Source organism: Alkalibaculum bacchi, from assembly GCF_937875145.1.
Lineage (GTDB): Bacteria > Bacillota > Clostridia > Eubacteriales > Alkalibacteraceae > Alkalibaculum > Alkalibaculum bacchi_A.
Genome location: NZ_CALNCS010000063.1, coordinates 1 through 26,837, shown reverse-complemented (window position 1 = coordinate 26,837; position 26,837 = coordinate 1). Strand labels below are relative to the sequence as shown.

The following is a 26,837-nucleotide window of genomic DNA, read 5'->3' as shown; positions in this document are numbered from 1 at the left end:
TTGCTTCTAAAACTTCTACATCAACGCCTTGGTCACTTTGTCTGTATCTAAACTTAGCTGTACAGCTAAAGCTTTTAGCAGGGGCATATCCTTTTACCCAGTTCATATCCGTAGCTATAAGAGAATGAGAATAAAGTCTAGGATGGGAATCTCCCTGAACTACGTAAAGGGTATTATTTTCTAAGTCCTTATCCACTACAAACCAAGGATCGCCACTTCCTTGACCACCTATGCCTAGACCTTTTCTCTGGCCTAAGGTATAGTGCATAAGTCCAGAATGTTCTCCTCTTACTACTCCATCTAAATCTTTTATAGGACCCTTTTGTGCAGGAAGGTAATTGTTTAAAAATTGATTAAAATTCCTCTCCCCTATAAAACAAATCCCTGTAGAATCTTTTTTCTTAGCTGTCACAAGCCCTTCTCTTTCTGCTATTTCTCTAACTTTCTTCTTTTCTACATGACCAATAGGGAACATCGCTTTCGATAACTGTTCTTGTCCTAATTGACAAAGAAAATAAGTCTGATCCTTATTATTATCTACACCTCGCATCAATCGATATTCTCCATTTTGGCAATCGACTTGTGCATAGTGGCCTGTTGCCAAATAATCCGCTTGGGCTACATCTAAGGCGTAGTTTAAAAAAGCTTTAAATTTAATTTCTTTATTACAAAGTACATCAGGATTTGGTGTTCTTCCCCTTTTGTATTCTTGCAAAAAATAAGAAAACACATTATCCCAGTACTCTTTGACAAAGTTTACACTGTAATAAGGTATTCCAATTTTATTACAGACTTTTATTACATCTTCATAATCTTCAGTTGCTGTACAGACACCATTTTCATCTTCTTCATCCCAGTTTTTCATAAAAATGCCGATGACATCGTATCCTTGTTCTTTTAATAGGACTGCTGCAACAGAAGAATCGACTCCTCCAGACATACCTACCACAACTCTGGTATTCTTGCTCATTTAATCAACCTCTTATAATTTCTTTTACTGTCTATTTTATTATTAATAGTGTTATGAAGTCAATAGTGAAAAGTAGAAGATGGAAAGTAAAATTTATTAATAAAAAAACTTTTTTTTAATATACTAATGGTAATTATATGAAAGGAGTTGTATCAATGGATAAATTAGCACTATTACTTGTCATTATTGGAGCAATAAACTGGGGTCTGATTGGATTTTTCCAATTTGATTTAGTTGCAGCTATCTTTGGCGGACAAACAGCAGCACTAAGTAGACTTATCTATGGTCTCGTTGGCTTAGCTGGACTTTATTCTATTAAGTTCTTAGTAGGAGAAAGAAGAGTAGACAGTTAATATAAATAAAGCGCTATGCGCTTTATTTATATATTATAAGCTCTACGTTCTAGGTTTTAAGTAAAATCTAAGCCACCTATGATAATCTATTGTTTTTGCTGATCGCCTGATTACCTCCGTTACAATTTTATTATTTGAAAATCTTCCGTATATTTGCTTATTATTTCCATCTCTCTTCTCTGAGAAGTAAATATGATCACTTGTCTATTAGGTGATTTTTTTGCAATGTATTTTAATACATTAGACAATCGATTTTCATCGTATTGAATAAACGTTTCATCTAATAACACAGGAAAGCTTGCATTGCTTATAAACTCATTTAAACTCATTCGAAAAGCAAAGTAGATTTGATCTATCGTGCCAGAACTTAATTTATTTAGGTCTATAAATTGGTGATATATAGGGTCTTCCACTTTTATTTCTAAATCTTTAGATACTTTAATCACTTTATATTTTTCTGTAATTTCTCCTACAATTATGCCGAGAAGTTTATTTAACTCTGGTGCAAATTCATTGTGAATTTCTGCTGAAAGCTTTTGAATGGTATTCATAGCTAATTGTAAGGCGTCTTGTTTTTCTTGAAGTTTTTCTAATTCTCTTTCATGATAATTAATATCGTTTTCTACCTCTGAAAGATCAACTAATTCTTCTAAAATGCTCTCAACACTTCCTTGAATCTTCGATTTTTTTAAATTCATATCATTGATTTCTTTATCTTTTGCATTTTTCTTAAATACTAATGCATCTAGATCTAATGCTACCTTAAACTCTGCGTATTGATGATATTCTTCAGCTTTTGCTTGCCATTTATCCAGTTCTTTTAAGGGAATAAGAGTTTCTAGCAATATCGCGCTATTCTCTAATTGTTTCTCTAGTGCTTCTACATCCCTTTTACTTTTCAACTGAACCTCGTACTCTTCAATATTTAGAACGTTGTTCTTTTGGAGCAACTCTTTTATATTTAGATCAAGGTCCTCTATTTTGCTTTTATAATCATCAATAGTTTCATCAAACTCTTTTGCCTTTTGTCTTTCAAAAATCAATTCTTTACCTACAGTTTTTCTCTGCTCTTCGTATTCTCTGCCATAATCTGAGGCCTTCTTATGAAAGTAAATAACAAAGAAAACAAAGATAAAAAGAGTGTAAAAAACAGGATGAAGAATAGCACCTAAAAGACCGCAAATACTCATTATACTGCTTAAGATCATAAATCTTTTGCTTTGATTTTGTTTTTCTTTTAAAGAATCCATTTTTTGTTGATTTGGTTCATCTCTTACCCCTATTGTATGGGTAGCTTGTCTAGAAATGATGTCCTCTACATGCTTTTTTAATATTTCAATTTTCGTCTGCATTCTCTTTATGTCATCATATTCTTCTTCTGAAACTTCTTGAAAGGAGATTTTAGAGATTTCTTTTAGAATTCTATTATTTTCTTCTAATTTTGATTCATATTCTTGCACTTTGCATAATGCTTCATAGGACTGGTGGGATAAAATATTCTTATGATACTCTTCCCTCTCGATTATAGCCTTTTGAATACCATCTTCTATTTTGTTGATTTCTTCCGTAAGCTCTTCTACCTTTATCATATTGGACCGTATTTTATCTTTTTCTTCTTGAAGCCTTTTAATATGATCTTTTACTTTATAAATAGGTGAGTCTTTTCTTCTTTCCGTTCCAATCTCATTATAGCTATCATTTAAACTCTTTAATGCCTTCTGAACGGATAGATCTCCCTTGCTTTCTCCTAAATTAGCAAGATAGTCTTTTAATTCTTCTGATAGCTCTTTACTAGTTCTACATCCTAGTTGAGAGATACTCACAGTATTATTGTAAATTCTCCTATTCATAGTACTCTGCTCAAAAGGTGTATACAATTTTATTGCAGAATCGTAGTAAAATTCCTTGCTGATATCTTCACCTGTTCCCTCATCATAGAGCACTACCTTATCTTTGCCTTTTAGAAGATTTCTCTCTATTCGCACCTCTCTACGATCTTCTTCATAAATTAAAATCCCTTCATAAGAACTAGAAAACAGGGGCAAGTATTTTTCATAATCAGGATTATACGTTCTACGGCTTTTGTGATCTTTATAAAAACCGAAGAACATAGCCTCAATAAACTTATGTACAGTGGATTTTCCAGCTTCATTTTCTCCATATATAATATTAATTCCTGGTTTTAGTAACATCTTTTTATTTTGGTACTTGCCGAAAGAAGTAATGATTAATTCTTTTATATACACGGTTCACTCTCCTTTAAAAGAGCTTCTAAACCCAGATACAAGGCATCCTTGTTTTTTTGTTCCTCTAAATCCAATCTCTTCATTTCGTCTATGAACATCCCTATAATATTATCTTTATTTTCTAAATAGATTTTCTCTAAATCGTAATCTGGTCTAGTACTGTCATTGATTTCTACATAGTAAAATTCTTTAGTGGCTTCTTCTATCAATTGTTCTATATTAATATCTGAATCTCTAAATCCCTTTAAAAGGATCCTATAAAGGTTTTTTCTATCTTTAAAACGACAGAGTTTATAGAGGATTTCTTCATAAGTCATCTCAGGAGTACATTCTACTTCTTTTATGAAGAATTCTCTTTTAGCCATAGGCACGAATTGCACCTGCAACCTATGAACGTCTATTTCTCCTATTAACACCCCTCGATTTCCAACTTCTCCAAAATCTAAAGGTTCTGGGCTACCTGCATACCTCATATTTTTTTGTATCTCATCTTGTTTATGTATATGGCCTAAAGCAATGTACTGAAAAGGAAATGCAGCCAAATAATCTCTATCAATTGGTAGGTATTGTGAATTCTTATTGTACACATCTCCATGAAGCAAAAGAATGTTCTCTTGGGACCCATCTAATTCACCTAAATCAAAGGTAAAGGGTTCTTCTATATACTTGGTTGTCCAGGCAAAGCCGTATACATTTGTCTGGAGCTCTGGAAAGCTAACCTTTGTCAGCTCCCTCGTTTTAAAGATTGTAACATTAGAATTCCATTCTATTTTTTTGTAAGGAGACCTGCCCCAATGATAATCATGATTTCCTGGAGAAATAATCACATTTGTCTCAGGAATACTCTTAAAAGCCTCATTTATTCTCTTTACTTGACCTATGGTGATGAGATGATCTTCAAACAAATCTCCACTGATGAATAAGAAATTTGCACTTTCCTTCTTTGCTAATTGAATAATATCAAAAAAAGTGTCCCACATTTCCTCTCGTCGATTTTTTGCAATATTCCTTGGAAAACTAGCATTATTAAAAGTAGATCCCAAATGTAAATCTGCCGTGTGAATAAATTTTATGGTCAGTGGTGTCACCCCTTAATGTTATGTTCTGATTTTTTGAAATAGGTAAAAAACTTGATTGTCTTAACAAAGTAGGTTGAACAAAAAACGAACTAGCCTCTAGGTAATGAAAAAACTTTGGCTACCCCAAATAGCCAATATGATGATCGCTAGACGCTGATTACTAGTAGCTATTTTTGTTTTTTCATCTCCATCTGCATTTCCGCTTGGGATTTTCGCATATAGTTTGGTTCCAGATTGGAGTAAGTGGTGGTTTCTCCTTTTTTAGCAAGATCTAATGACAAACTAGCTAGAGAAGAAGCCTTTGGCATTCTACTAGATACTGGGGCTACTTTTAGTAAATTTTTATATTTTTCTAGAGCTTCAGAGGGGATCTTTTTTACACCATCCCCTAATAAAACCACTTCTTTTCCTTGGCCTGCAATGGTATTTAAAAGTTCATCAATAGAATACACAGATTCTTGAGTCAATGCTTGTAAACCTTCTTTTGTCCATTCATAAAAACAAGTGTATACTTGATCTCTTTGTGCATCAATAATAGGGCATATGATTTCCTTGCAAGAAGGCAGATTATATGCTAAAGCTTCTAATGTGGATAAAGGGATAACTGGTTTATTTAAACTTTGGGCTAATCCCTTAATCGTAGCTATCGCAATTCTAAGCCCTGTAAAAGAGCCTGGTCCTACTGTACAACTAAATACGTCTACCTCATGAAGTTCTAAACCTGAATTTTTTAGCACCTCCTGGATTAGAAGCATAAGCCTTTCTGAATGATTTTTTTTCTTAGAATGTATGGTAATTTCACTATATAGTTTTTCTTCATCTGCTATTGCAACTGTTGCAACTACAGTTGCAGTATCTAATGCCAATACTTTCATAATATTCCTACTTTCTACGTTATACTTTATAAATGGATGTCATAATACTCTAAGCCTTCAAGAACAAGAATTCTCTTATTAAAATCTTCTGCCTTATTTAGGGTAATCCATATCTTTTTATGTGGTAGCTCATGAACAATAATATCTGCCCACTCAATAATAACCACACTGTCATCTCGGATGTACTCCTCAAAACCCATTGCAGATAATTCATCGTAATCACTTACTCTATAAATATCAAAGTGATAAACGACATAATCATCTAGATGATATTCGTTGACTAATGTATAGGTAGGGCTCGTTATATACTTGTCTTCTACGCCTAAACCTCGAATAATTCCCTGGGATAATGCGGTCTTGCCAGCTCCCATTTCACCTTCGATACACACAATAGAGCCAGGAAGGAGTTTTTTGCCTAAAGCAAATCCAAACTCATACGTTTCCTCTGACGACTTGCTGTTTATTTTCATTTGTTCTCCTTTCTTTTTTAGCCGAAAGCTTTCTAGTCACTAGTCGTTAGACCCTAGTGCTGTGGTATTCCCTTTGGGTCATTTCCCCTGCTTTATTCGCTAATTTTTATACTAAGAATGTTGAGTATGAAACATATAAATTTCTGAGCTTATCTTATAATCTACTATCAGGAGCTATACCTATTCCGTAGTATTACGGCGATATTTTTCAGTATATTCTTTGCCGTTAGGGTCTGCACCTGTAAAAACTCTGTAAGCTTCTATGGTTTCAATCATATCTTTATCATATACGCTCATCATGATTGCATCAAGACCTTTGGCTAAAGCCATTGCAAAATACGTTCGATCTAGCACCCTTCGTTTAGGTAAACCAAAGGACACATTAGCAACACCTAACATCGTCTTTACTCCTAGTTTCTTTACCTCTTCTACTACTTCTAGGGTCTCCATCAAACTGTCTCCGTGTGTTTTGGCAGGAAGGGACAGACAGTCTACGATGATATCCTTTTTATCAATGCCATATTCTGAAGCCCTTTGAATAATCTTCTTAGCAATTTCAACTCTTTCTGAGGCCTTTTCGCAAATTCCCCTTTCGTCAAAAGTCATTGCAATAACTAAAGAACCATATTTTTGGGCAATTGGGAAGATCTTCTTCATACTATTCTCTGTACCATTGACTGAATTAATGATTCCTTTCCCTGGATATGCTCGCAAAGCTGCTTCTATGATTTCAGCGTGAATGCTATCAATTTGAAGTGGTGCGTCTACACTTGAAGCGATTTCTTCTACTCCACAGAGCATAGCCTCCATCTCATCAATTCCAGCAACACTGACATTTAAATTAATAATTTGTGCCCCACATTTTTTTTGTTTTTTAGCAGCGGAATAGAAAAAAGAATCGTCCTGATTCAAAAGGGCGTCTGTATACTCCTTTCTTCCAGTTGGAACTAAGGCTTCACCCATGATGATAGTCTGCTCAAATAAGATAGGGTTTCTTGGCGATGCTGCAAGGGTAAAACATTTCTTTTCTTGAGGATTTAACTCCACGTTTTGTAGTTGTTTTTTACATTCAGCAATATGAAGTGGTGTTGTTCCACAGCACCCTCCAACTATGGATACTCCCATATGAACCATTTTTCTCATGTTTTCAGCAAATGTCTTTTCATCAATATCGTAGTGAGTTTGATTATCCACTACGATTGGAAGTCCAGCATTGGGCTGCACGATAATTGGTGTAGAAGAATAAGCCACGACCTTTTCAACTATAGGTAGCAATTGTTCTGGCCCAAAGGAACAATTAATACCCAAAGCATCTACCTTTAAACCTTCTAATACAGCTACCATCGTCACTGGATCTACGCCAAACATGGTTTTTTCATTTTTGTTAAAAGTCATCGTACATACAATTGGTAAATCGGAATTTTCTTTTGCTGCTAAAACGGCAATTCTTGCTTCTGAAATATCCGTCATCGTCTCAATTATAATGAGATCACAACCTGCTTTCTTTCCAGCTAGAACTTGTTTTTTAAATTGTTCATACGCTTCATCAAAGGTCAAATCTCCAATAGGCTCCATCATTTTTCCTAAAGGTCCTATATCTAATGCCACATAAGCACCCTCTGCTACTTCTATAGCATTATGAACGCCTGCAGTAATAATCTCTTCAATGGAATAATTGCTCCCCTTTAACTTAAAATCATTGGCTCCAAAAGTGTTAGTAGTGATTACATTTGCTCCAGCATGCACATATTCTTTGTGAATTTTTTGAATGAGTTCTGGTTTCGTTATATTGAGCTCATCTGGAACCTTAGCTTCTGGCGCCTCCGCTTGAATTCTTGTCCCCAAAGCTCCATCAAAGATGAGTAATTCTCGTCCTAATTTGTTTATTCTATCCATTTTTCTATTCTCCGCCCCTTCTCATTAAAACATTTAGTAAATTTTATAAATTATTAAATATTTTTCATCTTTCAACAAATCATATATGTATTATAACAATATTATGCTTTAAAAAAAACTTATTTCATCTATTGTTTCATATTATTTACAAAAATTGTAATAAAAATCTCTTTATATCTTTGATTCAATACTGCAAAATATTACCAGATTATTTTTTTCAAATAGATACAAACTATTACTACACCAACAAATAAAGGAGGCAACAAAGATGAGTAGAAGAAAACAAAAAGCAGGATTAGAAAATTTCAAACAAGAATGTGCTAATGATTTAAACATCAATTTGAAACAAGGCTACAATGGAGATTTGACTTCTAAGCAAGCTGGCTCCATCGGTGGAGAAATGGTTAAAAGAATGGTTCGTTCTTACGAAGAAAAAAATATGAATAATCAATAAATAGATAAAGCGCCCTTGTGGGCGCTTTCGTTATAGGTTCTGACTATCTTATTTATGTAATATAGGGGATACTTTTTTATACATCGCCATTGTTAGTATGGATATTAATAATGTTTTTACAATATTAAACGGTGTGATGCCATATAGTATCAACGTAATATAATCTTTTATAGCTGGATTGACTACAGATCCCATTCCTACGATTGCTTCCATTGGCATCATGCTTTCATAGAATGGAAGATTTATATAAAAATTGATAAACCCTGCAGCTATAATCATAGATATGGCTCCCACAACCAAACCTATGACTGCATTTTTTTTCGTCTTATTCTTTTTATAGATAAATCCTATAGGTATTATCCAGGCACAGCCTGTTAATAAATTTGCTAATTGCCCCACGCCACCTGTCTCAGATCCTTTTACAATAAAATGAAGGATATTCTTTATTACTTCAATAAGTGCTCCCGCTGCAGGTCCCATTGAAAAAGCGCCTAATATAGCAGGTATATCGCTGACATCAAACTTTAAAAAAGCTGGAAATAACATGGGGATAGGAAAATCGATGTACATTAAAATAAACGCAATTGCACTGAGAACGGCTATTCTCATTAAATATTTTGTCTTGTTGCTAGCCATAGTAAAGCCTCCTTAAATTGTAATTGGAATAATTAAATTTTTAATCAGCCACTCGCCAAATAAAAGCTGCACTTTCACTTGGCTCTTTGGTTCACGAAAGAAAAGCCCTTGATTTCTCAAGGGCTATTAGACGAGTTCAATAGAATACAAACAAAACTCTAATCCTCTCTCATCCAGACTTTACTGTCGGTCTTGGAATTGCACCAAGTCAGCCTAAAAAGGCTCGCGGACTTTACCGCCGGTCGGGAATTACACCCTGCCCTGAGAATTTAATTATTCTTTTATGAGATAACTATAACATATTCTACATAATAGTGCAACACCTTTTCGAACGATGGTTGAACTGCTGTTTAACTACTGTTCACCCTTCATGCTTAGTGAAATTCGTCCTCTCTCTACGTCTACTCCTATGACTTTTACTTTGACAATATCGCCTACTGCCACTACATCCATAGGGTTTTTGACGAATTTATCGCTTAATTGTGAAATGTGTACTAATCCATCTTGATGTACTCCTATATCTACAAAAGCACCAAAGTCAATTACATTGCGTACCGTTCCTGTCAATACCATACCTTCTTTAAGATCTTTTACTTCCATTACTTCTGTCTTAAAGATTGGTCTATCGAATTCATCTCGAGGATCTCTTCCTGGTTTTTGAATTTCTTTTAGGATATCCACAAGGGTTAGTTTTCCAATAGACAAATCATTAGAGAGTAGCTCTATACTTACATTACTAAAGGCTTTACCTATTTCAGAATATTTCGTTCGTATATCTTCAATTTTATAATTGAAATAATCTAAAACCTTTATAGCATCTTCATAAGATTCTGGATGTACGGCTGTATTATCTAAGGGATTTTCGCCTTCTGAAATCCTTAAAAAGCCTGCCGCTTGTTCGAAAGCCTTGTTCCCAATCTTCTTTACCTTTTTTATGGTAGCTCTATTTGTAAAAGGACCGTTTTCTCTTCTATATTCAATAATATTTTGAGCAGTTGTATTGTTAAGACCAGAAATATTTTTTAAGAGAGACACAGACGCTGTATTCATATCTACTCCAACGCTGTTTACCACGTCTTCAATGACTCCATCTAATGATTTTTGAAGCTCTTTTTGATTTACATCGTGTTGATATTGTCCCACTCCTATGTGCTTTGGATCGATCTTTACTAATTCAGCTAAGGGATCTTGCAACCTTCTAGCAATAGAAATAGCACCTCTTAAAGATACATTAATATCTGGAAATTCTTCATTGGCTAATTTTGATGCAGAATACACAGATGCTCCTGCTTCATTGACTACTAGGTATTCTACTTTTAAATTGTTTTTCTTAATAAAATCTGCCACAATAATTTCTGATTCCCTAGAAGCCGTTCCATTTCCTATAGCAATTAATGTAATAGCGTGGTTTTTGACAAGGCGTAAAAGGGTTTTTTCAGATTCTTCAATCTTATTCTCAGGAGCAGTAGGATAGATCGTAGCCGTATCTAAAAGTTCTCCAAATTCATCTACAACAGCTAGCTTGCAACCTGTACGAAAAGCTGGATCAAAACCTAAAACCACCCGACCTTTTACTGGTGGCTGCAATAAGTAGTTCTTTAAATTAGTGGCAAATACCTTTATCGCTTCTTTTTCTGCCACTTCAGTAAGGGTAGAACGGATTTCTCGCTCTATTGAGGGAAAAACAAGTCTCTTATAAGAGTCTTTTATAGCATCTATCATAAATTGATTTGTGTGTTCATTTAAGAGTTTGCTGTTTAAATACCGTAAAACTTTTTCTTCATCCATCTGAATCTTTACATTTAATATGCCTTTTTTCTCTCCGCGATTCGTTGCTAATACTCGATGATTTGCAATTTTATTTACTTTTTCAGAAAAATCGTAGTACATCTCAAATTCTGTAATCTCTTCCTGTGATTTCTTGGAATAGATAGATGTAAGAAAACCATATTCAAAGACTAATTCACGAATCTTTTTACGATACTCTGCCTCATCAGATATATCCTCAGCTATAATATCCATAGCTTTGATTACAGCGTCTTCTCCAGTTTCAATTTTCTTTTCAAGGTCAATGTATTTTTCACCTTCTTGAAGAATCTCCTCATCTGTGGATATTTGTAACCGAATAAGCGTGGCTAGTGGCTCTAAGCCCAATTCTCTAGCTATAACCGCCCTAGTCTTTCGTTTTTGCTTATATGGAAGGTATAAATCCTCAACTTCTTGTAGAATTCCCGCCATTTCAATTTTTTTAGTTAGTTCATCTGTCAATTTGCCCTGATTTTCAATAGAGCGGATGACTTCTTCTTTTCGTTTTTCTAAATGTCTTAAATACAGTAATCTTTCATCTAATTCACGAAGAGTAACATCGTCTAAATTCCCAGTAGCTTCCTTACGATATCTAGCAATAAAAGGGATCGTATTTCCTTCGTCGATGAGATTAATTGTCGTCTCGACTTGGTTTCTTTTTATATTAAACTCTTTTGTAATTTGTTCTATAATCTTATTCAAATAGTAAAACTCCCTTATTAAAAATAGCCATCATCTATCAGTCACCAACCGTCAATATCAGGGAATTGCTCTTGGTCTTTTTACTACCGTAGGTAGCTTGTTGTACTAGTCGCTGCTTGCTGACCGTTGATGGCTAATTCATGTTTCTATTCGCGCTTAATCTTCTAGTGCTGTTTTCCTCAGATATTCATTTATAAATAAGTCCAAGTCCCCGTCCATAACAGCTTGCACATTTCCCGTTTCTGCATTAGTACGGTGGTCTTTGACCATACTGTACGGATGGAATACATAGGATCTGATTTGATTTCCCCAAGCAATTTGTCCGTATTCTCCTTGGATATCTTCTATCTTTTCTTTGTGTTCTCTCTCTTTGATTTCTACTAGCTTACTTAATAACATTTTCATAGCGGTCTCTCTATTTTGGATCTGAGAGCGTTCGTTTTGGCATTGAACGACGATGCCTGTAGGGATATGAGTAATTCGAATGGCCGACTCCGTTTTATTGACGTGTTGACCACCTGCCCCACTAGATCTATAAGTATCAATTCTTAAATCATCAGTATCTATCTCTATAGTACTATCTTCTTCTATTTGAGGTGTAATATCTACAGAGGCAAAGGACGTATGCCTTCTACCGGAAGCATCAAAAGGAGAAATTCGAACTAATCGATGTACACCTTTTTCACTTTTTAAATACCCATAGGCATTATTTCCTTCTATTGATACTGTTACACTCTTTATTCCAGCTTCATCTCCTGGCTGATAATCTAAGGTTGTAACCTTAAAACCTTTCTTCTCTGCCCACCTCAAGTACATTCTAAGAAGCATTTCAGCCCAGTCGTGAGACTCTGTTCCTCCAGCGCCAGGGTGTATGGAGAATATCACGTCATTAGCATCGTACTCACCGCTTAATAGCGTTTCTAGATTAAATTCTTCAATAGCTTTTTCTAGTTCGTCCATAGAAGATTTCAAATCTTCCTCTAAATCTTTATCTTCGCTTTCCTCTATTAATTCTATTAGTAGGCTAATATCCTCTAATTCGCTCTCAAGCCCAGCAACTTTTTCCCATTTATGTTTAAGAGCGCTAGATTGCTTTAGTATTTTTTTAGCATTTTCCTGATCATTCCAAAAGTCAGGAGCATTCATCTTTTGCTCTAACTCATCAATTTCAAATTTTATCTTTGACAAGTCAAAGTGAATCCCTCAATTCTTTAAAGATTTCATTTGCTTCTTTATACCTTCTTTTATACTCCTGCATATCCATACTTTTTCACCTCTTATAGATTATTTCCACAGCATCTCTTGTACTTCTTGCCACTACCGCACGGACAAGGGTCATTTCTTCCAATCTTGTCTTTGTTGACAATAGGCTTATTTACCTTTTCATCTCTATTGGTTGTCACCTGAGACAGATCTGTAGCTTCTCTTTGTTCTACTTTGTCACTTCTCACATCAATATGGAACAAGTATTTTACAGTATCTTCTTGAATGCTTTGATTCATCTGTTCAAACATATCAAAGCCCTCTTTAGTATAAGCAACAACTGGGTCTATCTGAGCATAAGCTCTTAATCCAATGCCCTGTCTCAATTGATCCATATTGTCGATATGATCCATCCATTTACTATCTACAACTCTCAATAAGACTACCCTTTCAAGCTCTTTCATCTGGTCTAGACCTATTTCCGCAATTTTTGCTTCATATGTTTTTAAAGCTCTATCCATTAAAGCTTCTTTTATCTCATCTTGAGTAATATCATTATCTTCAAAAGTCAGAGTGCCCTTTTCTAAAAATATAGATTCACAGTGCTCTATTAATGCCTTTAGATCCCACTCATCTGTATGTTGGCTAAAACCAGTATATACGCTGATGCTGTCGTCGATAATTCCCTCTAACATCTTTAGCGTTTGCTCGTGTACGTCTTGTCCTTCTAATACAGACCTTCTCTGAGAATAGATGATTTTTCTCTGCTTATTCATGACATCATCATATTGTAAGACATGCTTTCTGATACCAAAGTTTTTGCCTTCTACTTTCTTTTGAGCATTTTCGATACCCTTCGTTAGCATTCGATGCTCTATTGGGACATCTTCCTCTAAACCAATAGTATCTACTAATCCTAAGATTCTTTCCGATCCAAATAATCGCATCAGATCGTCTTCGAAGGAAATAAAGAATTGTGAAGAACCTGAATCCCCTTGCCTACCAGCACGACCTCTTAATTGATTATCAATTCTTCTACTTTCATGTCTTTCTGTACCTATAATGTGTAAACCGCCTAATGACTTTACTTCTGGGGCTAAGACAATGTCCGTACCTCTACCTGCCATATTTGTAGAGATGGTAACGGCATTTTTTTGTCCTGCATTACTAATGATTTCAGCTTCTTTCTCGTGGTGTTTCGCATTTAATACTTCATGTTTTATACCACGTTTTTTCAACATGCTACTTAACTCTTCTGATTTTTCAATAGAAATGGTACCTACTAATATTGGTTGACCTATTTTATTCCTTCTTTCAATTTCATCCACTACTGCCTTAAACTTAGCTTTTTCAGATTTGTAAAAGGCATCATTTATATCTTTACGAATCATATCTTTATTTGTTGGAATGGACAATACATCCATATTATAAATAGACTTAAATTCTTCTTCCTCTGTTTTAGCTGTACCTGTCATACCGCTGAGCTTCTCGTACATTCTAAAATAATTTTGAAAGGTGATTGTTGCAAGAGTTTTAGATTCCCTTTCTACTTTAACATTTTCCTTAGCTTCTATAGCTTGATGGAGTCCATTACTATACCTTCGTCCCTCCATAAGTCGACCAGTAAATTCATCGACGATGACAACTTGACCATTTTGCACTACATAATCTTTATCTCGTTTCATAGAATACACTGCTTTTAAGGCTTGATTAATATGATGAGACAATTCCATGTTTTCCATGTCCGCTAAATTTTCTATGCCGAATTGTTTTTCTGCTCTTTCAACTCCGTTTTCTGTCAGTGTTACGGAGGCCGCCTTTTCGTCAATAACATAATCTTCTTCTTCTTTTAATCTCTTTACAAAGCTGTCTACGATATTGTAAAGCTTTGTACTCTTATCTCCACTTCCTGAAATAATAAGAGGCGTTCTAGCTTCATCGATTAATATACTATCCACTTCATCTACAATAGCATAGTGAAGTTTTCTCTGTACCATTTGTTCTAAGTGAACCACCATATTATCTCTTAAATAATCAAAACCAAATTCATTGTTTGTCCCATAAGTGATATCTGCACCGTAAGCTGCTTTTTTTTCTGCAGGAGTCATTCCATGTACAACCAAACCTACTTGTAGCCCTAAAAATTCATGGAGTTTACCCATCCATTCACTATCCCTTTGAGCTAAGTAGCTATTGACCGTGACAATGTGCACGCCTTCTCCTGAAAGGGCATTTAAATAGGCTGGAAGGGTAGACACAAGAGTTTTACCTTCACCTGTCTTCATCTCTGCAATATTTCCTTGATGAAGAACAATTCCACCGAGCAATTGAACTGGAAAATGCTTCATCCCTAGAACTCGGTCTCCAGCTTCTCTAACGACAGCAAATGCCTCTACTAGAAGGTCATCTTCACTTTCTCCTTTATGAAGCCTGCTTTTAAACTCATCCGTTTTATCCTTTAGAGCTTTATCCGTAAGTTTTTTCATTTCTTCGTCTAAATCAATAATTTTATCAACCGTTTTCATTAATCTCTTTACTTCTTTTGCATCTAAATCACCAAATATTTTTTTTAGCAATGACATATTTACACCTCTTTGTTAGGATTATGTTTTAGTTGGATTTGTACCTTTTTTAATTGCTTATCCATACTGCACTAATTTTAGACCTCAACTCTAAGTCTGCAGCTATTTATGCAATTTTCTGTTCAGATAGTATATCACAAAAAAGACTTGTTTACATTACAAGTCTTTTTTCCAAAAGTTAATTTTTTTATCACCAACAGTAATCTCAACTAAAGTATATCCTTCGGCTTTCCTTTTTTTCATCTTTTTCATCAATTCAATTCTGTCACTATCCGTAAGATTTTGAAGCATATGGTTCTCTTCTTTAACCCTTTCTCCTTTATCTTGCAAATCAATATGGGATAGCTCTAATTCTTCTATATCGTTTTCCTCCGGATCATTGCCCTTTACAGGCTCTTCCCGGTTTACCTCTTCATGATGAATAGGCAATTGATAATTAGGATTTTTCTTTATTTTACCGTCTACAATGATAAACTGATTTATAGTATCCATTTCTTCATCATTCGTTTCTTTTTTCTCTCTATACGGATTCAAATCAACTTGAGGTGTTTCATCTACTAATGGCTCATTTCCCTCAGTATTATTCATTTGATCAATATCTTCCTTTTCTATTTCTACCGTATCTTCTTTTTCTTGGTTGTTTGTAATATCAAATCCCATCAAATTCTCCTGAGAAGATTCCTCTTCTTGCCAAGGCACAACAACAGTGGCATCATCTAAGGTGATTTCCACACCTACGCTTTGCTCCTCTTGAACACTTGTTGCTTTGCTCGTATTTAAGACGATAGTTTCTTGGTGATGGTCTTCTATATCTTGTTCTACCTCTATTGCCGTCTCTCCTTTTGCAGAGTTGATTTTTTGTTCAAACAACAGCATTTCTTCTAAGGAGTCCATTGGCTTAAAATCTTCATAGGCGTTCTTCTCTTCTTCTCCCTCATCTACCTGATTTCGATCTTCTGAAAAAATCATAAGAGATTGAAGTAAACCAAAAATCCCGACAAACATAACAATATCACCAATACTGTAAATATCGTTAAAGAAACGCAGTGCTTTTGGTAAGCCAAAAGGTATAATATCCCCTAAAATCCCCAGTAAGGTATGTGATTCTAATAGCTGATGTGTTCCTACTTTAGCCATTAATAATTCGGACAGGGCGGTAGCATCTAAGCCTATTTTTTCTGCAGCATCTAGTGACACGGGCATTCTTCCTCCGTTTAAGAAAATCACTATAAAATTGAGTACTATTCCTAAAGTAACGAGAATAAACCACTTGTTATCAAAATTACCCATTAAACCAGCAAACAAAATAATGTAGCTGACAAAATGAATTAAAACATCATAATTTTGGACAATCTCTATATTGTATTGATAGGCAAAATAAATGCTTATTTGCATAACAAATGATAATAAAATCAGTGGCACAAGTTTTATTTTATAATGCACTACATTCTTTAGACTACCTTTTCTCATATATCCAAATATAATCGCAAGAGTAAATATAGCAATAATCATATTTTGAACCTACCTTTATTATATAATACTAAAAATTTATCCACTACAAATGGATCTAATTTTTTACCGGACTCCTCTTTTATTATATCAACGGCCTCTCTATTTGTCATGGCTTTTCTATAAGGTCTATCTGTAGTTAAGGCATCGTATATATCCGCTACAGAAATAATCCTTGCCTCTAAAGGAATTTCTTCTCTTTTTAATCCACTTGGATACCCACTTCCATCGTATCCTTCATGATGTGATTCAATGAAGGTTATGGCCTTTTTTAAAAAGCTAATACCCATAAGGATGTTGACGCTTTTTTGAGAATGTTGCTTTATGGCTTCATATTCTTCCTCTGTAAGCCCTCCAGGTTTATGTAAGATGCTATCTTCTACTCCTATCTTGCCTATGTCGTGAAAAATTGCAGCGTATTGAAGCTGCTGTATATCTACTTTTGAATGACCTATTTCGTTAGCAATCATAATAGAGTACTTTTCTACCCTCTCTGAATGACCTTTTGTATAAGGATCTTTTTCTTCTAGGGCAGAGGATAATGCCTTAATAGTGGACAAGTAATTTGCCTGCATATCGTACACTAATTTAAAGGAATATCGTATGAGCATATAAGGGAAAAAGAGAATCAAGACCATTTCTATCCCAATTTTTTGGTAAGTCATGACGATGATAATGCTGACTGTAGATAATCCAAAGAAATTTGGAATAACACCCTTAAAGTTCTCTCTAAATAGAAGGGTTGGATCAGCCTCAGAATTTACTATCATAAATGTCGTAATCACCATCACATCCATTAGGATAAATACTATACCTGAAATGAACATAAATATAATAGAGCCTTCTTTAAATTCTAAACCCTGGTTTAAATATATAAAGAGCAATGAGGAAATGCTGCTACCAATAATATAAGCGTTTAAATTACCTAGCGTTTTATACCAGGGAATATTAAAAAAATATTTTACTTCTCCATCCATCTTATATACTGAAAATAAAATACTAGCAATAGCACAGAGTAAACCTTCGCTAGGACCAAATAATATGGCTACAGATAAGACAATGCCAAAAGTGAGGGTTACCCCGCCTTTATTAGGCGTGAAAATAACGACCGATTCTGTAATAATTGCAAATACAGTAAATAACAATAAATGAAGATTAAAATTTATTGGAAATTCTTTAAAAATAATGAAAGAAAGAATGACTGAAATAATGCTTAGGCCTAATAATATATGTAATGTTATTGCATTGACTTTTCTCATTTAAATCTCCTTATATATTAAGGCTGGCATACTTTTATGTAATTTTGTTTAAACTATTTTGTGTATTAACACCATTTGACGCCAGCGCCGCCAGCTACAAATAAAGTCATTATAACCAAAAGTACTTGGATTATTTTAGCCTTCATGTAAATGCCCCCTTATATAAATAATGGGACTGTTTTTCGCTAAATAAAACAATCTAATCCGCTTCGCTCAAAAGTATGCCAGCCTTAATCCCTCATGGAATAACTTTAATCTGTCGATTTATAGAATTTAATGCTGCCTTTATAATAGCTGTATTGATATCGCTTTCAACGATGCACTTTCCGACAAAAAGTTTTTCTTTTTGTTCATACATCTCATATAAAGCCAATAGTATCACATCTCGTCCAGCTATAGATACTAGTTTTATTTCATCCAAAATGAATTTGACTTTATAATTTAAAAATATTTCAATAGCGTCTAAAGTTGCTTCTGCAACCAATCTATTAATTTGAGAAGTACTTCTGATTCCTTCGCTCTTCCCCTCATATGTTTTACCACCGCATTCTAGGGTTACTTTTGCTTTGGCTTGCATATTATAACTTCCGTATTCAACAGAGCCAATTTGTAATCTTTGGGTCTGATGAGTTTCCCCTTTTTCATATATCTGGGCAATGCTTATAATTTTATGATCCACTTTTATATTATATTTAGCCATGAGGAGGGATTCGACATCTCGAATAATTTGCTTCACAGGCCTTTGATTATCAGAAAGAATATGTATTTCAGTAATTTTAAGATCGGAAGAGCACACGTCTGAACTCCAGTCACGTAATTTTATCAGTCTCATTGACTACTATACGAGAGCACATTACGCCAATGATTTTACTTAGAGATTCTTCTACATTTTGAATATCGGTGCTTTCCATTCCAACAACTCCTAAATTATAGATATATATAATGATACCACTAAAACACTATATAATGATATAAAAAAACACAAATCATTAAAATTTTTCTAATAAATATGCATCTATATGCAATCAAATAAAAAATTTTAAGTTTGTATTATATCAAGGATTGCGGAACGATGGTTAAACAGTAGTTCGATGATTAGCAAAAATATTGAAAATAGATACGTTTAGATTTTTATAGTTAATTGGATTAAAAGAAAGAATACAGACTTTATCAAAAAAATCCCTACTAAAAAAGACAAAGCGAGAAAGCTTTGCCCTTTAATATCTTGAATGTTTAGATGGTCGGCTCGATTAATCCGTAGTTGCCATCTTTTCTCTTGTATACTACATTTACTTCATCACTTTCACTATTCAAGAAAACGAAAAAATTATGTCCTATTAAATCCATTTGTAGAGAAGCTTCTTCTGGTGACATTGGCTTTATTGGGAATCTCTTTGTTTTTACAATTCGATTTTCTTCTTGATTGTTACCACTTTCAGGAATAGAGTCAAATCGAATAGTAGCTTGTTCTTTGTATTTTCTTTCAATTTTTGTTTTATGTTTCCTTAATTGTCCTTCTAATTTATCAACAACTTTATCGATAGAACCATACATATCATCAGTAGCTTCCTCAGCTCTCAAAAAAGAACCATCAATTTTAATTTGTACTTCTAAAATATGCATATTCTTTTGAGTACTAAGAGTTGCCGTTGCTTCCACCTCAGGAACGAAGTATTTGTCGAGCTTAGACAATTTCTTTTCCAACATATTTCTTAACCCTTCAGTTACTTCGATATTCTTCCCATATACTATTACTCGCATAATAACAACTCCTTTAAGAAAATATAGTGATTAGTTAGTATTATTATTATACCCCTAAAGAATATGACAAAACATTTTTGTTTGTAGTAAATACTTCATTATATAAAAGGAAATTATTGGTAAATTTAAAAATTAGGTGGACAGGTAGTCTGAAAAAAAGCTGAATGCGGAAAGCGGAAAGCGGAAAAAAACTCGCTGTAGGCGAGGTTGTGTAGGATCCTTCGTCGCTTCGCTCCTCAGGATGACTATGTAGAAAATTATATTATAGTAGAAATTAGTACCTTAATGATAACTTTAAAATCGTTTTTTAGATACTTAAACAATTGTTTAACTACCGTTTAACCATTGCTCAACAATCGTTTAACAACTGTTTTTACTTACAACTTAAAGCTTAAAACGTAGAACTATTATCGCCTTAGCTGACCTGGTCTTTGCCCCCACACTCGCCAGCTGGAAGTTTAGCTAGGGTTCGCCTTCACAACTCCTTCTCTCAATCTCTTAATTGGCTGGTCTTACATCTAAGCCGCACCATGCTCAGTATGCTCTTTTGGCTTACCTTACGTGGATCGTTTTGCCTGCGACTGGCATCGATTTTCAACCACAGACCTAAGGCGTCTCTTTATTATACTAACTTAAAAGGAAAAAAGTCAAGATACTTTTAATCCCTAGTCTCTTGTGACTAGTCCATAGCGCCGAGGTATTTCTTTAGGGGTCCGCTTTCAGCTAATATCTTTTTTCCATCCAATCGCCCAACCAAAAAAACTTGTAAACGAGCACATTCTCATTTTCTGTGTTTTAATTGGATATTTTACCACAATTATTGTATACTACTTTTGTAGAACACTTTACGTTATTCATTTAAGTAAAATAGGAGGTTTTGTAATGGCTTTGGTAAATTCTAGAGAAATGTTTAAGAAAGCTTATGAAGGAAATTATGCAGTAGGGGCGTTCAATGTCAATAATATGGAAATTGTTCAAGGTATTATGGCTGCTGCTCAACAAGAAAATGCACCTGTTATCTTACAAGTATCCGCGGGAGCTAGAAAATACGCTAGCCCAATTTATTTAAGAAAACTAGTAGAGGCTGCAATAGAAGAGACTGGTCTTGACCTTGTTCTTCATTTAGATCATGGTGAAGATTTTGAAATATGTAAAGCTTGTATCGATGATGGCTTTAGCTCTGTCATGATAGATGGATCAAGATTTCCACTTGAAGAAAATATTGCATTAACAAAAAAAGTTGTAGAATATGCTCATGATAAAGGTGTTACAGTAGAAGCAGAATTAGGAAAGCTTGCAGGTGTAGAAGATGCCGTTAAAGTTGCTGCAAAAGATGCTACTTACACGGATCCTGACGAAGCAGTAGAATTCGTTGAAAAAACAGGTGTAGACTCATTAGCTATTGCTATTGGCACAAGCCATGGAGCTTATAAATTCAAAGGAGATCCAACTTTAGACTTTGATCGATTAGCTACTATCACAGAAAAATTAAAAGGTTTCCCATTAGTATTACACGGTGCTTCTTCTGTACCTCAAGAATTTGTACAATTAAACAACAAATACGGCGGACAAATTCCAGGTGCTCAAGGTGTGCCTGAAGAAATGCTAAATAGAGCGTCTAAATTAGGTGTATGTAAAATCAATATTGATACAGACTTAAGATTAGCTCTGACAGCTTCTATCAGAAAAACTTTTGTAGAAAGCCCCGCTGAATTCGATCCAAGAAAATATTTAGGACCAGGTAGAGATGCTATTAGAGATATGGTCGCTCATAAAATGAGAAATGTGCTAGGTTGCTCTGGTAAAAAATAAAAAAGAAAGCCCTCTGGCTTTCTTTTTATTTTAGTTGTAAGTTGTATGTTCTACGTTCTAAGTCACTACGTCACCGAAGGTGACTAAAAGCGTTTACATAAAACGTACATCATAGAACTTAGAGGCTATAGACAAAGGGGGACACATTTATAAATGTGTCCCCCTTTGTCTATATAAATCTGTTCCCTTTGTCACCACTGAAATCTTAATGTTTTTCCGCCTAAATAATTACACTTTTTTCCTTGATAGCTTTCTCTTTTTTTCATTTCTTCTTCAATCATATCCTTAATCTTCCACCAACTAGTATTCCAATTGCAAAAAAGAGTGTTTTCCTGTGGTGCTCTGCCTATAAGCCTTTGTATAGATATATCCGGTTTCAAATATTCTAAGAACAATATCACTCTATTAATATAATTTTCCAATGAGATTATTTCAAACTCATTATTAATATATAATTCAGCCATTTTTGTGTGTTTTTCAATATAAAGGGCATGAGACTTTATAGAGTCTATATGTAATGCAGATATGATTTTTGCGCTCTCCATTACATCTACTTCATTATCCCAAGGCAGATTTAATATTACATGAGCACAAATATCAAAACCATAGTTCTTCACCATAAGAGCCCCATCAATAAATTCCCCTAGGGTATGACCTCTATTGATTTTATTTAATGTGTGGTAATTAGCTGTTTGTAAACCCAGCTCTATGGTAATATCTAAATTATTTTCCCTTGAAACTTCTTTGAGAAATTCTAAATATTGATCATTAATAGAATCAGGTCTAGTGGACACAGAAATGCCGACTACATTCTCTTTGACGACTTGCACAATATGTTTTTTAAAATCTTCTAAAGGCAAATAGGTATTCGTGTAGTTTTGAAAATAAGGAATAAATTTTTTTGCCTTATACCTTTTAGATATATACTCTATATTTTTATCTAGTTGCTCACTAGGACTCAGACTATTGGGCAAGTTTTCATAACCTACTCCACTTTCTCCACAGTAAATACAACCTCCCGTAGAAATATTTCCATCTCGATTTGGACAAGAACAAGGTATGCTAATGGGAATCTTATAGACCTTTTCTCCGTACTTTTCTTTTAAATAATGTGAGTAATTATTATACAATTCCATATTTTATTCCTCCGTTGAAAAGTATTATAACATAAAAGCCCTTTTTGAACGATGGTTACGATTGTAAAGCAGTAGAAAAGTAATCGTTAAGCCTTACATTCCCACTGACGTCTCAATCGACCATACTGCCATGCTGAGGAGTTTGCGACGAAGAATCTCTATAAAATATATGTAGAAATAGAAGCTAGGTTTATCCACTCAAATTAAAAAAAGCAAAGTACCAAATCAAAATGATGGACTCTGCTTTTTTTCTATCTCATTATTTATTGTTTTCTACATTATTTCATTAGTAAAGGCTAATTTTACGAGAAAGCGTAGGATCTATATTTCTCAGGTAATGGTTCATCGCTTGTGACGCTTACTACAAATGTTACATTGTACTTATTGCTAAGGAGGTCTATTCCTTTAAAGAATTTTTCCAAATCATCTACTTCTTCTATCTTTGCAATGCGAACTAAATTGTCAATAAATATTGTATCGATGTCGTAATTCCCAGCAATCAATCCGTTAAGAAAACCAAATAATACGGTCGGTGTATAAATATAAAAGTCGTTTGTGCTTATATAACGTATGCTCTTATTTATTTTTTCTCGGTACTTCTCTCTGTCGTTTATAAACACAATTTCTCCAATTGTCTCTTTGATTTTCTCATTTGCAAAATCAATGATTTTCTTGGTTTTTCCACTTCCTTTTGGACCAGAAATAATTCGAACCATCTTAGACACCTCTTTCGCCTTTTTATTATATTATAGTATGTATTCGAGTACATTTCAAATAAAGTTAAAGAAAACATCGAAATACCTACTACATTTTACATAAATAGGATAAAATTAAAAAATTCACCTTACACGGCTCTTCTTTAAATATGAAATGATTGACCCCTTCTATAATTTCAAGTTTAGACATAGGTATATGACGTGCAATAAGTTCCGTATGTTCTCCTTTGACTACATCTTTTTCTCCTGCTAGAACTAAAGTTGGGCACTGAATTTTTTTTAGTTCTGTAGGGTCAAAATTTGGTTGACATACTATCAAATCTAGTAAACTTGCTTTTTTCTTTGCCTTCTTGCTAAACCCAGAAGTAATCTTATACAACAAATAAGCCATAACAATAGGCACCTGACTTGCCATTTTTATTCCTGTAGGATATAAATTAGCTCCAGCTAGAATCAGTTTTTTAATTCGCTCAGGATAGTTTAGCGCAATCTGTATAGCGATATTTCCTCCATCACTAAATCCTATAATATGAGCTTGCCCAATTTTGAGCTCATTCATAACAGTTATGACATCATTTGCCATAAATTCAATAGTAAGGGGGTACATCCCAAAGGAGGAACGGCCATGGCCTCTACTATCGATGGTCACTATTTTATATAATTTAGAAAAGGGTTTTATTTGCTTATTAAAAGTATGCCAATCTTCTCCATGTCCATGAATGAGTATAATTGCGGGTTTACTCTCTTCTCCAAAAACTTGAAAATAGATGTTTGCAGTATTGGAGAACACATACCCTGTATTGTTTGAACTCACAAAATTTCACCTCAGATGTGATTATTACTATTCACTTTCATTATAATATAGAGAAGTATAAACCTCTACTATTTAAATCCTACAAAATAGTCTACAATATTTAATAACCCGTAAAAAATTTGCTTCTTTATAAATTATCTAATCACCTTTTCGGGAATCTTATAGAAATATTTCCCTTAATATACTATAATTATTTTATGGGAGGAGGTAATTTATATGAGTGAAACTTATTTAAATTATTTTAAAGATGCAATTACATATCAACTAGAAGAACTTGAACAACAAATCCCAATATCCATTAAAGATATTACTTGTCCTGTTCGCAATGAATTAGGCCAAAATATCGATCTAGTATACATGCGACTTTTTAGACTTGCACTTCGGGATACTTATGGGAGCAAATTGGCTAGCTCTTTATTGTACGAAGCGGGAAGACATACGGCAATTAATAATTTTAAGTTCGTATCAATAGATGATATAGTAACTACCCTTAATGATCTTACCATTGGCATAATGAAAGTCGTTTGTAATAATGGAGAACATATTATCTTTCAAGAAGAGGAATGTGCAGTTTGTATGGGTATGCCTACTACTGATGAGGCACTGTGCTCTTTTGAATCTGGCTTTTTAGCAGGCGCCTTATCTTATATTATGAACAAAAATGTAGTAGTTGAAGAGACAAAATGTTGGGGTCTAGGTGATCAAATCTGTCAATTTGAAGCATCTATTATCTCAAACACCCCTCCTAAATCCGATGAAAAGATGAACACCCTTGATCTTATCGCAACTCTTGCATCTAGATCCTCTAAAGCAATAGCACTTAATAAAGAATTAAAAAAGAAAAATGACATCTTTAGTAAACAATTAGAGTTTGCCAAAAGAATTCAAAAGAAGATTATCCCTCATATGGATGCTTTTAAATCAGATCACTATAACTTCTACTCTTATTTAAAGCCTTTTAGAGAAGTAGGTGGAGATTTCTACGATTTCTTTTTTGATAAAGATAGCAATAAAGTTGCCATTGCCATTGCTGATATGGCTGGTCATGGTATTGATGCAGCAATGATTACGGGCATGATTAAACTCACTCTTAAGCATTGCAGTGAAAAAAAGGGTCTTTTATGCAAACCAAGTAAAGTCATGGCATTTATAGAGGCAGATATATCAGATGTAGTCCCAGACAACTTTTTTAGCATGATTTATATGGTCTTTGATCCGGACAAGCAATCTATTCGCTACTGTAACGCTGGACATCCTTCTGCCATACTGTACCGTAAAAAACAAAATATTATGCAGTTCCTGCATTCAAATCAGCCCTTAGTTGGGCTAAGCCAATATATTGACGACTATCCTTTTGTCCAACAGTCTATCCTGTATGAAAAAGGCGATCAAATTTTTCTATATACAGATGGCGTTACAGAACTGCGCAATAAATATGGAGAGTTTTACAATATAAGTACTTCCTTAGACATTATTAGAAACTCTAAAGATCTCCCTATATCTACAGTTTGTGAGAATATCATAGCTAGTCTAAATGAACACAGACAAGAAAGAGATTTTGAAGATGATGTGTGCTTGCTAGGAATACAACTATAATTTAGCCATTCGTCACTAGCATCATGGTATTCCTCTAGGGTCCTTTTGCTATCAAAAGTAGCGTTGCAGTTTTAAGGTTTTCTTTACTATCTCAATTAAAAACGATATAAAGGACGATTTCACACTATTTCATGAAATTCGTCCCTTATATCTTGTGCTCAATCTCCATGCAATTTCCTTCCTGGTACTAACTTTCCAAGGTTTGGTTTTATTAAAGATCAATCTATACTTTTAAGTGGTCACGCGTTACCTCTAATCTACTCCGTAATGTAAACAGTTTAGACTACTTCCTAATTCCGTTTTAGGTTCCTCTATAATCGTTAAAGATTATTGGAGGATTCATCTACTTGTTTGCATGTTGCTATTTCATAGATTAGCTTAAAAACTTTGATTGTCTTTTTATGAAATCCATTACCTTGTATTTATAATATACCCCGCGATTTGAAGAATAAACATAGTATTTTATTTTTTAATAAAAGTATTGCTTACTATTCTGAAAAAATCACGATGCTACCTTTCGTAACAAAATAAACCTATAAAAATAAAAAGATACCAGCCAACTAGTGACTAGCTGCTAGTATCTAAAGAGCCTAAGGCGCGTATTTAATGCCATTCCAGTATACTGTGTGTTCTACTTCTGCTTCTTCTGGGAATTCTACATCTTTTAAGGCCCACTTTTTAAATTCTTCAAAACCAGTTCTATCTACAATGTACCCGATGTGCTCTTTTCCACCTGGGGCATCTTTGGCAATATACTCTGTAACGTAATCATAAGTGTTTAATATGATTTTTACGATACTTTCTTCATCAATCCATTTAACAAAATTTTCTCCTTGGCGAGGATTTTTCTTGCCTGTTCTTCCTAGAAGAGTTAATCTATAATATTTTTTCTCACTGCGAGTCCATGCACCTGTTGGGCAATTTAACACACACTCACCACAACCTATACATTTTTCATGATT

General features: G+C 34.2%; 21 protein-coding genes, 1 pseudogene and 1 riboswitch. Of the genes and pseudogenes, 4 read left to right on the top strand and 18 right to left on the bottom strand.

Features of this window, described 5'->3' with window-relative positions; translation table 11 throughout:
* Nucleotides 1-970 (bottom strand): tRNA 2-thiouridine(34) synthase MnmA (gene mnmA, locus Q7P22_RS04335; protein WP_303861073.1); only part of this gene is annotated, 970 nt, incomplete at its 3' end.
* A gap of 155 nt (nt 971-1,125) precedes the next feature.
* On the opposite strand from mnmA, the gene Q7P22_RS04330 reads away from it, so the two are divergent.
* Nucleotides 1,126-1,323: a DUF378 domain-containing protein gene (locus Q7P22_RS04330; protein ID WP_303861071.1), complete on the top strand. Its 198-nt coding sequence runs from the start codon at nt 1,126-1,128 to the stop codon at nt 1,321-1,323.
* 119 nt (nt 1,324-1,442) lie between these two features.
* On the opposite strand, the gene Q7P22_RS04325 is transcribed toward Q7P22_RS04330, so the two are convergent.
* The 5 genes from Q7P22_RS04325 to Q7P22_RS04305 all read right to left on the bottom strand — a co-directional run bounded on the left by Q7P22_RS04325 (nt 1,443) and on the right by Q7P22_RS04305 (nt 7,889).
* The gene (locus Q7P22_RS04325; protein WP_303861069.1) at nt 1,443-3,569 is read right to left on the bottom strand and encodes an ATP-binding protein; all 2,127 of its coding nucleotides are present in this window, start codon (nt 3,567-3,569) and stop codon (nt 1,443-1,445) included.
* The gene (locus Q7P22_RS04320) at nt 3,560-4,657 is read right to left on the bottom strand and encodes a DNA repair exonuclease (protein WP_303861066.1); all 1,098 of its coding nucleotides are present in this window, start codon (nt 4,655-4,657) and stop codon (nt 3,560-3,562) included. Before Q7P22_RS04320 ends, Q7P22_RS04325 begins: the two co-directional genes overlap by 10 nt.
* 158 nt (nt 4,658-4,815) lie before the next feature.
* On the bottom strand, nt 4,816-5,523 hold the full coding sequence (gene tsaB, locus Q7P22_RS04315) for a tRNA (adenosine(37)-N6)-threonylcarbamoyltransferase complex dimerization subunit type 1 TsaB (RefSeq protein ID WP_303861064.1): 708 nt from the start codon (nt 5,521-5,523) through the stop codon (nt 4,816-4,818).
* A gap of 26 nt (nt 5,524-5,549) precedes the next feature.
* On the bottom strand, nt 5,550-5,993 hold the full coding sequence (gene tsaE, locus Q7P22_RS04310; RefSeq protein ID WP_303861061.1) for a tRNA (adenosine(37)-N6)-threonylcarbamoyltransferase complex ATPase subunit type 1 TsaE: 444 nt from the start codon (nt 5,991-5,993) through the stop codon (nt 5,550-5,552).
* Between the two features lie 180 nt (nt 5,994-6,173).
* Nucleotides 6,174-7,889, bottom strand: coding sequence for a homocysteine S-methyltransferase family protein (locus Q7P22_RS04305; protein WP_303861058.1), 1,716 nt, complete (start codon nt 7,887-7,889; stop codon nt 6,174-6,176).
* A gap of 268 nt (nt 7,890-8,157) precedes the next feature.
* Here Q7P22_RS04305 and Q7P22_RS04300 point away from each other — a divergent pair, with 268 nt between their 5' ends.
* A complete protein-coding gene (locus Q7P22_RS04300; RefSeq protein ID WP_113919258.1) occupies nt 8,158-8,343 on the top strand; it encodes an alpha/beta-type small acid-soluble spore protein in 186 nt (61 codons plus the stop codon).
* 48 nt (nt 8,344-8,391) lie between these two features.
* Here Q7P22_RS04300 and Q7P22_RS04295 read toward each other — a convergent pair whose 3' ends face one another.
* The 8 genes and pseudogenes from Q7P22_RS04295 to raiA all read right to left on the bottom strand — a co-directional run bounded on the left by Q7P22_RS04295 (nt 8,392) and on the right by raiA (nt 19,801).
* On the bottom strand, nt 8,392-8,979 hold the full coding sequence (locus tag Q7P22_RS04295; protein ID WP_303861052.1) for an ECF transporter S component: 588 nt from the start codon (nt 8,977-8,979) through the stop codon (nt 8,392-8,394).
* 157 nt (nt 8,980-9,136) lie between these two features.
* Nucleotides 9,137-9,252: riboswitch (FMN riboswitch) on the bottom strand.
* Nucleotides 9,253-9,333: 81 nt separating this feature from the next.
* On the bottom strand, nt 9,334-11,487 hold the full coding sequence (locus tag Q7P22_RS04290; protein ID WP_303861050.1) for a Tex family protein: 2,154 nt from the start codon (nt 11,485-11,487) through the stop codon (nt 9,334-9,336).
* A gap of 156 nt (nt 11,488-11,643) precedes the next feature.
* A pseudogene (prfB, locus tag Q7P22_RS04285) lies at nt 11,644-12,711 on the bottom strand (peptide chain release factor 2).
* Nucleotides 12,712-12,764: 53 nt separating this feature from the next.
* The gene (gene secA / locus Q7P22_RS04280; protein ID WP_303861047.1) at nt 12,765-15,272 is read right to left on the bottom strand and encodes a preprotein translocase subunit SecA; all 2,508 of its coding nucleotides are present in this window, start codon (nt 15,270-15,272) and stop codon (nt 12,765-12,767) included.
* 156 nt (nt 15,273-15,428) lie between these two features.
* Nucleotides 15,429-16,784, bottom strand: coding sequence for a DUF5317 domain-containing protein (locus tag Q7P22_RS04275; protein WP_303861045.1), 1,356 nt, complete (start codon nt 16,782-16,784; stop codon nt 15,429-15,431).
* Nucleotides 16,781-18,040 carry an HD-GYP domain-containing protein gene (locus Q7P22_RS04270; RefSeq protein WP_303861042.1) on the bottom strand — a complete coding sequence of 420 codons (1,260 nt, stop codon included), beginning with the start codon at nt 18,038-18,040 and terminating at the stop codon, nt 16,781-16,783. The genes Q7P22_RS04275 and Q7P22_RS04270 overlap by 4 nt, the downstream gene beginning before the upstream one ends.
* Nucleotides 18,041-18,278: 238 nt before the next feature.
* Nucleotides 18,279-18,740, bottom strand: a complete 462-nt coding sequence (locus Q7P22_RS04265; RefSeq protein ID WP_303861039.1) for a hypothetical protein — start codon at nt 18,738-18,740, stop codon at nt 18,279-18,281.
* Nucleotides 18,741-19,273: 533 nt separating this feature from the next.
* Entirely contained in the window at nt 19,274-19,801 is a 528-nt protein-coding gene (gene raiA, locus Q7P22_RS04260; protein ID WP_303861038.1) for a ribosome hibernation-promoting factor, HPF/YfiA family, read from the bottom strand.
* 882 nt (nt 19,802-20,683) lie between these two features.
* Here raiA and fba point away from each other — a divergent pair.
* On the top strand, nt 20,684-21,613 hold the full coding sequence (fba, locus tag Q7P22_RS04255) for a class II fructose-1,6-bisphosphate aldolase (protein WP_303861036.1): 930 nt from the start codon (nt 20,684-20,686) through the stop codon (nt 21,611-21,613).
* A gap of 191 nt (nt 21,614-21,804) precedes the next feature.
* Here the strand turns inward: fba and Q7P22_RS04250 are convergent, their stop codons facing one another.
* The 3 genes from Q7P22_RS04250 to Q7P22_RS04240 form a co-directional block, all read right to left on the bottom strand.
* Entirely contained in the window at nt 21,805-22,749 is a 945-nt protein-coding gene (locus tag Q7P22_RS04250) for a TIGR01212 family radical SAM protein (protein ID WP_303861035.1), read from the bottom strand.
* Between the two features lie 302 nt (nt 22,750-23,051).
* On the bottom strand, nt 23,052-23,465 hold the full coding sequence (locus Q7P22_RS04245; protein WP_303861033.1) for a hypothetical protein: 414 nt from the start codon (nt 23,463-23,465) through the stop codon (nt 23,052-23,054).
* Nucleotides 23,466-23,553: 88 nt separating this feature from the next.
* Nucleotides 23,554-24,279: an alpha/beta fold hydrolase gene (locus Q7P22_RS04240; protein WP_303861030.1), complete on the bottom strand. Its 726-nt coding sequence runs from the start codon at nt 24,277-24,279 to the stop codon at nt 23,554-23,556.
* A gap of 216 nt (nt 24,280-24,495) precedes the next feature.
* Between Q7P22_RS04240 and Q7P22_RS04235 the strand changes: the two genes are divergently transcribed.
* The gene (locus tag Q7P22_RS04235) at nt 24,496-25,875 is read left to right on the top strand and encodes a SpoIIE family protein phosphatase (RefSeq protein ID WP_303861028.1); all 1,380 of its coding nucleotides are present in this window, start codon (nt 24,496-24,498) and stop codon (nt 25,873-25,875) included.
* Between the two features lie 590 nt (nt 25,876-26,465).
* On the opposite strand, the gene Q7P22_RS04230 is transcribed toward Q7P22_RS04235, so the two are convergent.
* The coding region (locus Q7P22_RS04230; protein ID WP_303861025.1) for a 4Fe-4S binding protein at nt 26,466-26,837 on the bottom strand (372 nt) is incomplete at its 5' end.